Below are 12,977 nucleotides of genomic sequence, written 5' to 3'. Positions count from 1 at the left end.
AAATAAGCTGTTCCAAAATTATTTAAATGATTTTGGAACAGCTTATTTATTATAAATATTCTTTGTATTTTTTTTCTTTACCTAAATTATTTAATAATTGCTTTATTTCTTGATCCTTATTTTTATCCATGATCAATATTACATCGCCGGCATCAACTACCACCAGATCTTTAACTCCTAAGCCAATTATCAGATTTCCCTTACCAAATATAGAACAATTTTCGCATTCTTCTAAATGAACATTTTTAGAGATACTATTATTTCTATACCTTCCAAGAAATCTACTTAATGACGAAAAGCTTCCTATATCATCCCATGAGAAATCGCATTTTATTACATGAGCCTTCCTTGTTTTTTGCATAACACCAAAATCTATAGAAATACCGTCTATAAGCTTATATTGTTCTATTGTTACCTTCTCCTCATCATCTTCTCCAATGTGTTTATATATCTCCATTAGGGACTTATGCATTTTCGGTAAATATTTCTCTATTTCCCTAAGAATTACATCTGCTCTAAATATAAACATTCCAGAATTCCAAAGATAAGTTCCTTTACTTAAAAAGTCTGTAGCAACCTCTGCATTAGGTTTTTCTGTAAATCTAGCTACTTTATAGGTAGCAATATTCCCTGGAATTCTTTCTCCCATTTCAATATATCCATATCCAGTCTCTGCCCTTGTTGGCTCTATTCCTAAAGTAATTATCGCCCTTCGTCTATTTGCAAGTTCAACACCCTGCTTAAGTGTCTCCAGATAATTTTTTTCTCCTTCTATATAATGATCTGATGGAAGAACTACAATTATCGCATCTACATCTTTTTTTAGTAATTTTACTGCTGAAAGACCTATACATGTTGCAGTTTCCTTATTGCTAGGCTCAGCAACAATATTTTCTCTATTAATATCTTGAAGTTCTTCCCTTATTTTCTCTTGATAATCTTTATTTGTAACAACATATAGATTTTCTTTGCTTATCAAGGGAGTTACTCTATCTACTGTATTAACCAAAAAACTTTTTTCATTTATTATTTTGAGAAATTGCTTTGGTTCATTTACTCTGGATAAAGGGTATAATCTACTACCTTTACCTCCAGCTAAAATCAGCCCGTATATCACTAATTTCCAACTCCATATCAGTGTTATTACTCTATTATATGACCAGTTGGTATGTTGTGATTATTATAATTCAGGCTAAAGAAAATTTAATATCCTTTTCATTTTTTGTCACCATATTCTATTAATGAGAATAACTAATTAGTATCTGCTTAAATTCTAATTCCATTCCTATCTTTTTAAATTTTTTAAATTTATTTTATTGACATTTTTTTTGCAGTCACGTATTATTGTACTATAAATAAATAATTTAAGATTAAAAGGGAGTAGTTTAAAATATAACATCAACAATCCCGGTTTTTTTAAACCTGGTGTTATATACCTTTATGGTTACAAGACTTTTAATATAATTAGGCTTATCCTATTTATATTAAAGGTCTTTTTTTATTATCTTATTCACTTATAAATTTTAGGAGGAGAGCATATTATGGAAAAGTTTTTTTCAAAGACATCAACGGATGTCCTAAAAGTTTTTAATGTAGAAAAAAATGGTTTATCTACAGCTCAAGTAGAAAGCTCTTTAGAAAAAAATGGATTTAATGAATTAACTGAAAAGAAAAAGAAAAGTACTTTAGTAATATTTCTTGAACAGTTTAAGGATTTACTAGTAGTTATCCTAATTATTGCTGCACTTGTTTCAATGGCAACTGGTAATTCTGAAAGCACTATAGTTATTTTTGCAGTTATTATTATGAATGCAATTTTAGGAACTGTTCAGCATGTAAAAGCTGAACAATCTTTAAAAAGCTTAAAGGCTTTATCAGCACCAAGTGCAAAAGTAATTAGAGATGGGATTAAGGTTGAAATTCCTTCTAGAGAGGTTTTACCTGGAGATATTTTATTACTTGAATCTGGAGATTTAGTTGTGGCTGACGGTCGTATTATTGAAAACTTTTCATTAAGAATTAATGAAAGTTCTCTTACAGGTGAATCTGAAGCTGTAGAAAAATTCGCTGAAGTTATAAATGAAACTGAAATTGCCCTTGGAGATCAAAAAAATATGGTCTTCTCTAGTTCATTAGTTACTTATGGACGAGCAACTGTTGTTGTTACTACTTCTGGTATGAATACTGAACTTGGGAAAATTGCAACATTAATGGAGCAAACTAAGGAAAAAAAGACACCTCTTCAACTAACCTTAGATGATTTCAGTAAAAAACTAGCCCTTATTATTCTAGTAATTTGCATAATTGTTTTTGGATTAAGTCTTTATAGGAACAGACCTATGCTTGACTCCTTAATGTTCGCTGTTGCTTTAGCTGTTGCTGCAATCCCTGAAGCCTTAAGTTCCATTGTTACGATAGTACTAGCTTTAGGTACTCAAAAGATGGCAAACCAACATGCTATAATTAAAGATCTAAAATCCGTTGAAAGTCTTGGTTGTGTTTCAATAATCTGCTCTGATAAGACAGGTACTTTAACACAAAACAAGATGACAACCAAGCAAATATACGTTGATGATAGTTTAATTGAATCTGAGAATTTAGATCTATCTAATGCAGTTCATAAATCTATTTTAAGAGCTGCAATATTATGTAATGATTCAACTTCCGTTTATGGAGTTGAAATGGGTGACCCTACTGAAGTTGCTTTTGTAAACCTAGGTCGTAGTCATTCATTTATTGAAGGTGATGTTAGAACTAAACATAGTAGACTTAATGAAATCCCTTTTGATTCTGACAGAAAACTTATGAGTACTGTCCACAAAATTGATGGAGAATATATTATGTATACTAAGGGAGCTTTTGATGTATTACTAAATAGAATTACTCATATTAAAACCTCTGTTGGAATTCGTGAGATCCTACCTACGGATAAAGAAAAAATAGTTAATACAAATACATCTCTTTCACAACATGGTTTAAGAGTACTTGCCTTTGCTTATAAGGTATTGCCTAACGAAAAAGATCTTTCTTTAGATGATGAGCATGGATATGTATTCCTTGGATTAGTCTCTATGATTGACCCACCAAGAGTAGAATCCGCTGAAGCTGTTAAAGATTGTATAATGGCTGGAATTAAACCTATTATGATTACCGGAGACCATAAGATTACTGCCTCTGCTATTGCTAAACAAATAGGTATTTTACAAGATGGAGACATAGCTCTTGAAGGCTTAGAACTTGACAAGCTTTCTGAAGATGAACTTAATAAAAAGCTTGAGCACATTTCAGTTTATGCAAGAGTTTCTCCCGAACATAAAATTCGTATAGTAGGTGCATGGCAAAATAGAGGCCACATTGTTGCTATGACAGGTGATGGGGTTAATGATGCTCCCGCTTTAAAACAAGCTGATATAGGAATTGCTATGGGTATCACAGGTACTGAAGTTTCTAAGGATGCAGCTTCTATGATCCTTACTGATGACAACTTCGCTACTATTGTTAAGGCTATAACTAATGGTAGAAATATTTATACAAACATAAAGAATTCAATCAGATTCTTGCTATCAGGTAATATGTCAGGAATTCTAGCAGTTTTATATTCATCTATTATGGCACTGCCAGTACCTTTTGCCGCTGTACATCTTTTATTTATTAATCTATTAACAGATAGTTTGCCTGCTATTGCAATAGGTATGGAGAAATCAAGGAAAGACTTATTAAAAGATCAACCACGAAGTAGTAAGGAATCTATATTAACTAAAGACTTCATGAAAGAAATTGCTGTTGAAGGTCTTTTAATCGCTATATTTACTTTAATTGCTTTCCATATCGGATTATCTACTGGAAATAAAGCAATTGCGCAAACTATGGCCTTCTCTACTCTATGCTTAGCTAGATTGTTTCATGGATTTAACTGCAGAGGAAAAAAATCGCTCTTCGCCCTTGGAATATTTTCTAATAAATTTAGTTGGTATGCCTTCGGTGCTGGTTTAGTATTCTTAAATCTAGTATTATTTGTACCACCATTACAACATTTATTTGAAGTTGCTAAACTTGATGTAACCTTAATTGCAGGTATATACTTACTAGCATTTTTACCTACTTTCATAATTCAAATATACAAGGTATTTGTAAATGATATGGAAAAAGATGAAGAAGATGCTGACCTAAATGAAGGTGTAAATACATAAGAGAACTTGTGCTTTTTTCTATAAATAGTGAAAATTATATTGATTAATTTATATTTAGAGCATATAATAGTAAATAATTAGAATATAGTTTAAAAACAGTCAATGATGAGGAGAGTAAGTACTTACTTGATTTTTAGCGAGCTAGGGTTGGTGTGAGCCTAGTATGATTTATGTATGGAAGAACACCTTTGAGACGCTAACCGAAATGAAAAGAGTAGACTTAGCCGGTAGTCAACCGTTAACATGACTAGGTATAAAATTATAATATTTTGTACTAATTAAGAGTAAGTTTAAGATAATTTAGGATGGCATTACGGATATATACCGTTCCTATACGCAAGTATAGGAACGGTTTTTATATTTCCGTAAACCTTAAATTCTTTAGCTAACTAGGGTGGCCCGCGAAGTTTTTCGTCCCTATACTATTTTAATAAGTATAGGGATATTTTGTTCTAAAACTATAATTACTTAAATTAACAAGGAGGCTTTTTAAAAAATGAAAAGAGTTTATGTATGTGACATTAAAGATGTATCTGAAAGTACAGTACTTGTAAAGGGATGGGTTCATAAAATTCATGAGCTTAGTACGGTATCATTTGTACATCTTAGAGATAAAACTGGTATTGTTCAATTGGTAATGGATAAAGAAAATTCTAAAAAATTAAGATTAGAAATGTGTATAGAAGCTATTGGAGAAAAGATTGTTAATGAAAAAGCTCCAGGTGGACTAGAATTGGACACAAAGGAAATTACTATTATAGGTGATGTTTTTTATGAAAAGCTACCCTTTGAAATCAATGGATTCAAACAAAAGGTCGCTTTAGAAAAACAATTAGATTATAGAGGTTTATCCCTAAGAAGACCTAAAGCAAGAGCTGTCTTTAGAATCCAAGAAGAAATTACTGATGCATTTAAATCTTTCTTAAGAAGTCAAAGATTTTCAGAAATACATACTCCTAAACTTATATCTTCAAGCACTGAAGGTGGTTCTGAAATGTTTACTGTTGACTACTTTGGTAGACGTGCATTTTTAGCCCAAAGTCCTCAATTTTATAAACAAATGATGGTTGGTGCTGGTTTTGAAAGAGTTTTTGAAATTGCTCCTGCCTATAGAGCTGAACTTCACGGTACTTGGAGACATTTAAGTGAATATATAAGTCTTGATGTTGAAGTGGGATTTATTAAAGACGAAACTGATATTATGGATCTTGAGGAAGATTTTTTAAACTATCTGTATTCTGCTTTAAGAAAAAACTGTGAAAGAGAACTTGCAATGTATAATATTGAGCTTCCTGAAACTATTAAAATTCCAAGAATTCCTCTTGCAGAAGCACATAATATATTACTTGAAAAATACAATAAAAAATCTCCAATAGGTAATATAGATGCTGCAGGTGAAGTATTAATTTCACAATATGTTAAGGAAACTTATAACTGTGATTTTGTATTTTTAACTGAATATCCTGTTGCAAAAAGACCAATGTATGCTATGCCAGATAGTACAAATCCAAGTCTTACTAGAAGTTTTGACCTTATATTTAAAGGACTTGAAATAACTACTGGTGGTCAAAGAATTCATAACTATGAAATGTTAAAAGCAAACATTACAAAATTCGGATTAGATCCAGAAGATTTTAATTTCTATTTAGAGACCTTTAAATATGGTATGCCACCTCATGGAGGATTTGCTATTGGTCTTGAAAGACTTACTTTAAAAATATTGGATCTTGAAAACATTAGAGAAGCTACTCTACTACCAAGAGATTTAAAGAGATTAGAACCATAGGAGGATGAAATTATGAAAGTTGAAATTAAAGATGTTAAATATATTGCTAAATTGTCAAAGCTTAGCTTTACTGAGCCGGAATTTCAAACGCTTATAGGAGAATTTGAAAGCATATTATCTCACTTTGAATCCATAGATAACTTTGATTTAAGTGATATTAATTTAGACCTTAACGCTGATGATTTAAAGCCAGTTCTTAGAGAAGATAAAGTGAAATGCTTTGAAGATAAAAAAAAGCTATTACAAAATGTTAAATCCATGAGGGGTACTGCAATAATAGTTCCTAAAATTATTGAATAGGAGATGAAGTAATGAACATTGAAAATATGGATATATGCCAAATTAGAGACGGAATTAAAAATGGAAGTTTTACTGCCACTTCAGTAATTACTTCATTATTTCAAAGAATAAAATCTATTGATCCTAAAGTAAAATCTTACCTTAGACTTTGTGAAGAAGATGCTTTACAAAAAGCAAAAATAGTTGATGAAAAGATTGCTAAAAATGAACCTATTGGAGCCCTTGCTGGAGTTCCAATAGCTATAAAGGATAATATTTGTACTGATGGTATCATTACCACTTGTGCATCTAAAATATTAGAAGACTTTATTCCACCATATAATGCAACTGTAATAGAAAAGTTACTTAAAGAAGATGCTATTATTATTGGTAAAACTAATATGGATGAATTTGCAATGGGATCTTCTACTGAAAACTCAGCCTTCCAAGTAACTAGTAATCCTTGGGACTTAGAAAGAGTTCCAGGAGGTTCTTCAGGTGGTTCTGCCGCTTGTGTTGCTGCAGGATTAGCTCCAGTTTCATTAGGTTCAGATACAGGTGGTTCTATAAGACAACCAGCTTCATTTTGTGGAGTTGTTGGACTTAAACCTACTTATGGTTTAGTTTCAAGATTTGGCCTTATAGCCTTTGGATCTTCCTTAGACCAAATAGGACCAATATCAAAAACAGTAAAGGATGCTGCCCTAACTCTTGAAATTATCCAAGGATCTGATGAGTTAGATTGTACAACTTATAAAGAACCTATACAAAAAGACTACTTATCTACTATAGAATCTGGAGTTTCTGGTATGAAAATTGGAGTTCCTAAAGAATTCTTTAAAAAAGGTCTTGATGAAGAAATTAAAGCTTCCCTACTTGATTCTATAGAAAAATTAAAAGCTCTTGGAGCTCAAGTTGAGGAGATTTCTCTTCCTATTACTGAGGAAGGTTTATCTGCTTATTATATTATTTCTTCTGCTGAAGCTAGTTCAAATTTAGCAAGGTTTGATGGAATAAGATATGGATATCGTACTAAAGAATTTGTAGATGTAGATGAATTAATAACTAAAACTAGAACTGAAGCTTTTGGTACTGAAGTTAAGAGAAGAATTATGCTAGGAACTTATGCTTTATCTTCTGGTTATTATGATGCATACTACAACAGAGCTCTAAAGCTTAAAAAGAAAATTAAGGAAGAATTTAAGAAAGCTTTTGATACATATGATGTTATCTTAAGTCCTACTACTCCTACCCTTCCTTTTAAGATTGGAGAAAACTGTACAGATCCTTTAGCAATGTATTTAGGTGATATATATACAATTAATATAAATCTTGCTGGTATTCCCGCTATTTCACTTCCTTATGGGAAAAGCGAATCAGGTTTACCTATAGGTATTCAAATAATAGGTCCTCACTTTGGTGAAGAAAAAATATTTAAGGTAGCTTATGCCTTAGAGCAAGAAGTCAAAATATCTACTCTTGCCCCAATACTTTAGTATAGAAAGGAAGAATTAATATGAGTTTAGAAACCGTAATTGGTCTTGAAGTACATGCCGAATTAAAAAGCAAAACTAAAATTTTCTGCTCCTGCTCTACTGAGTTTGGTAAGGATCCTAACTATAACACTTGTCCTATTTGTTTAGGCCTACCTGGAACTCTTCCTGTTCTTAATGAAAAAGTAATAGCTTTAGCTATTAAATCAGGAACAGCATTTAACTGTAAAATTAATAAATTAAATAAAATGGATAGAAAAAACTACTTCTACCCTGACCTTCCAAAGGCTTATCAAACTTCACAATTTGATTCACCACTATGTTCAGGGGGTTATGTTGAAATAGACATTAACGGAGTAACTAAAAAAATCCGCTTAAATAGAATTCATATTGAAGAAGATGCTGGAAAGCTAGTTCATGTTGATGAAGACAATGTATCTTTAATTGACTACAATCGTGTTGGAGTCCCTCTTATAGAAATGGTTTCAGAACCAGATTTACGCTCTCCTGACGAGGCAGTTATTTACTTTAAAACTATAAAAGCAATCTTGCAACATGCTGATATTTCAGACTGTAGAATGCAAGAAGGGTCTTTACGATGTGATGCTAATATCTCTATTCGTGAAGCTGGCACAGATGTTTTAAACACTAAGGTTGAAATGAAAAACATCGGATCTTTTAAAGAGCTTCAAAAAGCTCTTGAAAAAGAAGAAAAACGTCAAAGAGAATTATATACTTATGGTGAAGAATATAAGATAAAACAAGAAACTAGAAGATGGGATAATGGTAAGGGTAAAACTGTCTCAATGAGAAGCAAGGAAGATGCCCATGATTACAGATATTTTCCTGAACCAGATTTAGTTCCAATTATAATAAACGAAGAGCAAATAAAAGAAATTGAATCTTCCCTTCCTGAGATGCCTAAGGCAAAGAAGGCAAGATTTATCGAATCCTATGGTATACCTGAAAAAGAAGTTGAAATAATAATAGATAATAAAATGCTTTCTGATCTATTTGAAGAGACAATTAAATTAGGAGCAAAAGCAAAATCTGTTACTAACTGGCTTTTAGGAGACTTCTTAAGACTTCTTAAAGAAGATTTAGATGATACTGAAATAAAAATAACTTCTAAGTCTCTATATGAGCTAATAACCCTTATTGAAGAAGGGAAAATAAGCAACACTGTTGGACGCGAAGTATTCGAGGAAATGTTCACAACAGGAGTTTCTGCTTTAGATGTAGTTAAATCTAAGGGACTAACTCAAATTAGTGATACTTCAGAAGTTGAACAAATAATTTCTCAGGTTCTTGATGCAAATCCTCAGTCTGTTGCTGACTTTGCTGATGGTAAAGCTCAAGCTGCTGGCTTCTTAATGGGTCAAATTATGAAAGCTTCAAAGGGTAAAGTTAACCCTAAAGTAGCTAAACAATTACTTGATGATCAATTAAAATCAAGGTGTAATTAATACTATATAATTTTTATGGAGGTTTTACTAATGAGCAACTTTACTAATGTTACAGCAATAAAAAGGGCTAATCTATATTTTGATGGCAAAGTTTCAAGCAGAACTATTATCCTTGAAAATGGAGAAAAGAAAACTTTAGGCATAATGATGCCTGGAACTTATAAATTTTCTACTGTTGAAAAGGAGTTAATGGAAATTACTGCGGGTTCTTTGGATGCAAAATTACCTGGCGAGGATAATTTCGTCTCTTTAAAAGAAGGAGATAGTTTTTCAATTCATTCAAATTCAGAATTTACTGTTGTAGTTAAAGAAGTGGTTGATTACTGTTGCTCATACATAAAATAATAGTATTTTACAATAAAGTAGCTATGCCATGTTATTTGAATTAAAATTTTAAGTAGAAAAAAGGTGATTGGTACACATAAGTGCCAATCACCTTTATTCTATTTAAAAACTTTTCTAACTAATTTTATTTTATCCTTGTAAGGTGCAAATCTAAAGGAAAATTCAGTAAAAGTTCCTCTCTTTAAAACAGCTTTACTATGTGAGAAACATTCAAAGCTATACTTTCCATGGTAAGAACCCATTCCACTATTCCCTACCCCACCAAAAGGTAGAAAGCCTGAGGATACATGAAGTATTGTATCATTTATTGTAACGCCACCTGATGAACTCTCCTTTAATACCTTTTCAATTTGGTCTTTACGTTCAGAAAAATAATATAAAGCTAAAGGTTTATGTCCCTCATTAACTTTATCTAATACATCTTGCAAGTTATTAAATTCATAAACCGGTAATATCGGTCCAAAAATCTCTTCCTCTAATATTTTGCTTCCCTCTTTTATATTTATAAGTATTGTTGGGGAGATATATTTTTCTTCTCTTACTATCTCTCCTCCATAATAAATGTCTCCTTCATCTATATAACGAGAAAGTCTATCTACCTCTTCTACCCTTATTATCCTTGGGTAATCAAGAGACTTTCTATTGTCCTCTCCAAATTGTAATTTTATTTCCTTTACCATCTCCCTTAGCAATTCATCCTTAATATCTTTATGAACACATAAATAATCTGGTGCTACACAAGTTTGTCCCGCATTCAAATATTTACCCCAAACTATTCTCTTGGCACTCATTTTAATGTTAACATCCTTATCTACAATGCAAGGACTCTTCCCTCCAAGCTCTAAAGTTATTGGTATAAGCCTCTTCGCAGCTTTTTCCATAACTATTTTACCTACCCTAACACTTCCAGTAAAGAATATCTTATCAAAGTTTGATTCAAGTAACTCTGTAACTACCTCTCTTCCTCCCAAAGGATCAACTACCTTTATATATTTTTCATCAAAATTATCATTTATTATTTTTTCTAATGCTTTAGAGGTTGCTACTGTATGCTCGGAAGGTTTTATTACAGCACAATTCCCTCCTGCTATAGCACCAATTAAGGGTGAAACTACTAATTGAAATGGATAGTTAAAAGGTCCTATTATAAGCACTACACCATAAGGTTCCTTATATATGTAACTTTTAGCTGGAAAGTACATTATTGAAGTCTTAACCCTTTCCCTCTTTGCCCATTTTTTTAACTTCTTCATGGCTAAATTAATTTCCTCATATAATATTCCGATTTCTGTTATATATCCTTCAAAATCAGACTTATATAAATCTTTTTTTAAAGCTTTAAGTATAATATCCTCATTTTCTTTTACTACCCTTTTTAATTTCTCTAATTGCTTTATCCTAAAATCTACATCTAAAGTCTTATTACTTCTATAGAATAACCTTTGATTTTCTACAATCTTTTCTATACTCATTATCATGACCCCTTTTTGTTAAATATTTAATATACTATCTACTAAACTCTCATAATATTTCTTTCTTGTTTCATAATTACAATAGTCCATTCCACCTATAACATCTTTATACTTATTCATTAATGTTGGATAAACCATACTTGAGATTAATTGTATTGCTTTAAAATTTAATATTTCTTCGTCTAAAATTTTTGTATGCTCTTTAATAGTTGTTCTAATTTCTTCTATATTAGTTCCTAACCAATCTTCCATTTCACACTCAGTTTCCTTCTCTACAATATAACTTGATATATGAGCTTTTAAAAAACCTATGTACATTAGAATATGGTCCGAATAATTCATACAAAATAAGATCATTCTTTCTCTTGGCTTTATATTTTTATTTTTTAGTTGCTCAAATATTTTATTTGATGAAATATAATAATATTTTGAAGCTTCCTTTATTAGATTATCCTTAGATCCAAAATAATAGCTTATGGCTGCAGAATTAACGCCTGCTAATCTGCCTATTTCTCTTATGGTTATATCATAATCATTATGATTAGTTATATAATCAAGGACAACTTTTAATATCATATCTCTTTTTGAAATATTTTCTTCACTCATAATTTTGCGCCTCCTTAATCAACGATTAAATCATTGATTATATATTACTTCTTATACTATATACTGTCAATTCAATTATCTATATTAACTATTATTTTAGCCTTTTTGCAGAGCAAATAATTAAACTACATTTATCGACAATTTATTCTATGCCCTTATCTCTTAGAAGCCTTACATATTGTCAATATCAATTTATATTAATAATTTACATATAAAGTTATCCACACCTTTTTTTATTTAATCCTGTATGATATTTTCTTTTTTTCTCTATACACAACTATTAACATACAAATCCACAGATATCGAACAAGTTATCCACAACCAATTGTGGACTATGTGGATTATATCCAGTATTTTACTATATTTTTCTGTTAGTTTGTTTTAAGCTTATTATTGTGATAAAATTTAATTTGTAATATTTTATATTGGAGGTAAATAATGAATAATAAACCGAATTTGAAAAAAGTCTCGCTTTGTATCATGATTATTGTGATGTCATTAATCATAGTTTTTTCAATTATATTTATAATTAATAAAAATATTTCTGATAAGCAGGATAACGAAATTTTAGAAGAAAATAAAACTAATGATGTTGAACTTCCTAAAGAAAAGAATAGATTTGAAGATCTTACCCTTACTAATGAAAACGTGGGTGTAACAGTTTTATATTATCATGCAGTAGACCCTGCACATCCTGGAGAAGAACTCTATGTTTCTCCTACTCAACTTAAAGAACAACTTCAATTAATTAAAGACTTAGGCTATACTAGCCTTACTATGACTGAAGTTAATGATTATATTAAAAATAATAAAGCTATACCAGAAAAAAGTATTCTTATTACTTTTGATGATGGATATACAGATAATTACACCTATGCTTTCCCTATTTTAAAAGAATTAAACATGAAAGCAACTATTTTTGTAATTACATCAGAAACAGACATTGGCAATTATTATGTATCTAGTAGCCAAATTAAAGAAATGTCAGACTATGGAATTGATATAGAAAGCCATACCGTTAGTCATCTTCATTTAGATACCCTTTCATATGAAGAACAATTAGAAGAACTTAAAAGTTCTAAATCTAAAATTGAAAGTATCACAAAAAAAGATGTACTTTCTGTAGCATACCCTTATGGTGATTATAATGAGGATACTAAAAAAGCTACTATTGCTTCCGGATATTCTATAGCCTTTACTACAGATACAGGGCTAGCAGATAGAACTGATAACCCTGTTACTCTAGATAGAATTTACGTGAATTCTCTTCATTCTATAGACACATTTAAAGATAGACTTTTAGGAATACAAAATTAAAGGTTCAATTATTGCAGGTACAT

At 30.8% G+C, this 12,977-nt stretch carries 10 protein-coding genes; 7 read left to right on the top strand and 3 right to left on the bottom strand.

The window, feature by feature from the left end; genetic code table 11:
• Positions 1-49 precede the first annotated feature (49 nt).
• Positions 50-1,117, bottom strand: coding sequence for a mannose-1-phosphate guanylyltransferase (locus CLVI_RS07560; protein ID WP_106059514.1), 1,068 nt, complete (start codon positions 1,115-1,117; stop codon positions 50-52).
• 424 nt (positions 1,118-1,541) lie between these two features.
• On the opposite strand from CLVI_RS07560, the gene CLVI_RS07555 reads away from it, so the two are divergent.
• From CLVI_RS07555 to ppnP, 6 genes are all read left to right on the top strand, one after another.
• A complete protein-coding gene (locus CLVI_RS07555; RefSeq protein WP_106059513.1) occupies positions 1,542-4,190 on the top strand; it encodes a cation-translocating P-type ATPase in 2,649 nt (882 codons plus the stop codon).
• Positions 4,191-4,686: 496 nt separating this feature from the next.
• Complete coding sequence (aspS, locus tag CLVI_RS07550; protein ID WP_106059512.1) at positions 4,687-5,976, top strand: aspartate--tRNA(Asn) ligase; 1,290 nt, start codon at positions 4,687-4,689, stop codon at positions 5,974-5,976.
• A 12-nt stretch (positions 5,977-5,988) separates the two neighbouring features.
• Positions 5,989-6,276 (top strand): Asp-tRNA(Asn)/Glu-tRNA(Gln) amidotransferase subunit GatC, encoded by a 288-nt coding sequence (gatC, locus tag CLVI_RS07545; RefSeq protein WP_106059511.1) that lies wholly within the window; start codon positions 5,989-5,991, stop codon positions 6,274-6,276.
• 11 nt (positions 6,277-6,287) lie between these two features.
• The gene (gatA, locus tag CLVI_RS07540; protein WP_106059510.1) at positions 6,288-7,751 is read left to right on the top strand and encodes an Asp-tRNA(Asn)/Glu-tRNA(Gln) amidotransferase subunit GatA; all 1,464 of its coding nucleotides are present in this window, start codon (positions 6,288-6,290) and stop codon (positions 7,749-7,751) included.
• 20 nt (positions 7,752-7,771) lie between these two features.
• Positions 7,772-9,214 (top strand): Asp-tRNA(Asn)/Glu-tRNA(Gln) amidotransferase subunit GatB, encoded by a 1,443-nt coding sequence (gene gatB, locus CLVI_RS07535; RefSeq protein WP_106059509.1) that lies wholly within the window; start codon positions 7,772-7,774, stop codon positions 9,212-9,214.
• A gap of 30 nt (positions 9,215-9,244) precedes the next feature.
• Positions 9,245-9,559 carry a pyrimidine/purine nucleoside phosphorylase gene (gene ppnP / locus CLVI_RS07530; protein WP_106059508.1) on the top strand — a complete coding sequence of 105 codons (315 nt, stop codon included), beginning with the start codon at positions 9,245-9,247 and terminating at the stop codon, positions 9,557-9,559.
• A 98-nt stretch (positions 9,560-9,657) separates the two neighbouring features.
• Here the strand turns inward: ppnP and CLVI_RS07525 are convergent, their stop codons facing one another.
• Together CLVI_RS07525 and CLVI_RS07520 are read right to left on the bottom strand one after the other, a co-directional pair.
• Positions 9,658-11,034 (bottom strand): aldehyde dehydrogenase, encoded by a 1,377-nt coding sequence (locus tag CLVI_RS07525; RefSeq protein ID WP_106059562.1) that lies wholly within the window; start codon positions 11,032-11,034, stop codon positions 9,658-9,660.
• 15 nt (positions 11,035-11,049) lie between these two features.
• Positions 11,050-11,637 carry a TetR/AcrR family transcriptional regulator gene (locus tag CLVI_RS07520; RefSeq protein WP_106059507.1) on the bottom strand — a complete coding sequence of 196 codons (588 nt, stop codon included), beginning with the start codon at positions 11,635-11,637 and terminating at the stop codon, positions 11,050-11,052.
• A 438-nt stretch (positions 11,638-12,075) separates the two neighbouring features.
• On the opposite strand from CLVI_RS07520, the gene CLVI_RS07515 reads away from it, so the two are divergent.
• Positions 12,076-12,954, top strand: coding sequence for a polysaccharide deacetylase family protein (locus CLVI_RS07515; RefSeq protein WP_106059506.1), 879 nt, complete (start codon positions 12,076-12,078; stop codon positions 12,952-12,954).
• Positions 12,955-12,977 lie beyond the last annotated feature (23 nt).

It is taken from the genome of Clostridium vincentii (assembly GCF_002995745.1).
Lineage (GTDB): Bacteria > Bacillota > Clostridia > Clostridiales > Clostridiaceae > Clostridium > Clostridium vincentii.
Note: the sequence above shows the minus strand (reverse complement) of the source record. Positions and strands in the feature narration are given on the sequence as shown.

Excerpts from the sequence above, each read along its gene's own strand:
- CLVI_RS07555 (WP_106059513.1), top strand. The coding sequence starts at position 1,542 with ATGGAAAAGTTTTTTTCAAAGACATCAACGGATGTCCTAAAAGTTTTT.
- aspS (WP_106059512.1), top strand. The coding sequence starts at position 4,687 with ATGAAAAGAGTTTATGTATGTGACATTAAAGATGTATCTGAAAGTACA.
- gatC (WP_106059511.1), top strand. The coding sequence starts at position 5,989 with ATGAAAGTTGAAATTAAAGATGTTAAATATATTGCTAAATTGTCAAAG.
- gatA (WP_106059510.1), top strand. The coding sequence starts at position 6,288 with ATGAACATTGAAAATATGGATATATGCCAAATTAGAGACGGAATTAAA.
- gatB (WP_106059509.1), top strand. The coding sequence starts at position 7,772 with ATGAGTTTAGAAACCGTAATTGGTCTTGAAGTACATGCCGAATTAAAA.
- ppnP (WP_106059508.1), top strand. The coding sequence starts at position 9,245 with ATGAGCAACTTTACTAATGTTACAGCAATAAAAAGGGCTAATCTATAT.
- CLVI_RS07520 (WP_106059507.1), bottom strand. The coding sequence starts at position 11,637 with ATGAGTGAAGAAAATATTTCAAAAAGAGATATGATATTAAAAGTTGTC.
- CLVI_RS07515 (WP_106059506.1), top strand. The coding sequence starts at position 12,076 with ATGAATAATAAACCGAATTTGAAAAAAGTCTCGCTTTGTATCATGATT.